Here is a 1,095-nt window from a genome sequence, read left to right as displayed (position 1 = left end):
TTATGGGTCTTGAGCCAGCCCAGGCCCGCTTCGGTGGTGGTCAGCGGCTTGTACTCCGCACCCACCCAGCCCTGGTAGCCGATGCGGTCCAGGTGGGCGAACAGGAAGCGGTAGTTGATTTCGCCAGTGCCCGGTTCGTTGCGGCCGGGGTTGTCGGCCAGCTGGATGTGGTTGATCTTGGCCAGGTTGGCCTCCACGGTGCGGGCCAGGTCACCTTCCATGATCTGCATGTGGTAGATGTCGTACTGCAGGAACAGGTTGTCGCTGCCGACTTCTGCCTGAATCTCCAGGGCCTGCTGCGTGGTATTGAGGTAGAAGCCCGGAATGTCACGGGTGTTGATCATTTCCATGACCAGGCGAATACCGGCGCCTTTGAGCTTGTCGGCGGCGTAGCGCAGGTTGTCGACGAAGGTCTTGCGCACGCTGGCGCAGTCCGGGCCTTGCGGGCGGATGCCGGCCAGGGCGTTGACCTGGGTGTTGCCGAGCACCTTGGCGTACTCAATGGCCTTGTCGACACCGGCGCGGAACTCCTCGACGCGATCGGGGTGGCAGGTGATGCCGCGCTCGCCCTTGGCCCAGTCGCCAGCGGGGAGGTTGAACAGCACCTGGGTCAGCTGGTGCTCATCGAGCTTTTGGCGAATAGCGGCGGGCTCATAGTCGTAGGGAAACAGGTACTCGACCCCGCTGAAACCTGCATCGGCGGCAGCCTTGAAGCGCGACAGGAAGTCCTGCTCGGTGAACAGCATGGACAGGTTGGCAGCAAAACGCGGCATAGGTTTCTCCTTACAGTGCCTGCATTGGCACGATCGAAGTCGGGGCGTCGTCAGCCGAGCTGGCCAGGGGCTCGAACTCGTTGACGGCATCGATTTCGGTGCCCATGGAAATATTGGTGACCCGCTCGAGAATGATTTCTACCACGACGGGCACCCTGAAGGTTTCGGCCATTCTTTGGGCTTCGCGCAATGCTGGCGCGATTTCAAAAGGCTCGAAGACCCTGATGGCCTTGCAACCCAGGCCCTCGACCACGGCCACGTGATCGACGCCATAGTTACCTGCTTCGCTGGCGTTGATGTTCTCGAACGCCAGTTGCACGCA

General features: G+C 61.5%; 1 protein-coding gene and 1 pseudogene. Both read right to left on the bottom strand.

Going from position 1 to position 1,095, the window contains the following annotated elements; all coding sequences use genetic code 11:
• Window positions 1–773: hydroxypyruvate isomerase (gene hyi, locus ACQKPE_RS26575; protein ID WP_427669656.1), on the bottom strand; the 773-nt coding region annotated here is incomplete at its 3' end.
• Between the two features lie 10 nt (window positions 774–783).
• A pseudogene (locus ACQKPE_RS26570) lies at window positions 784–1,095 on the bottom strand (glyoxylate carboligase); the annotation flags it as partial.

The organism is Pseudomonas sp. NPDC089554 (genome assembly GCF_050280645.1).
Lineage (GTDB): Bacteria > Pseudomonadota > Gammaproteobacteria > Pseudomonadales > Pseudomonadaceae > Aquipseudomonas.
Note: the sequence above shows the minus strand (reverse complement) of the source record. Positions and strands in the feature narration are given on the sequence as shown.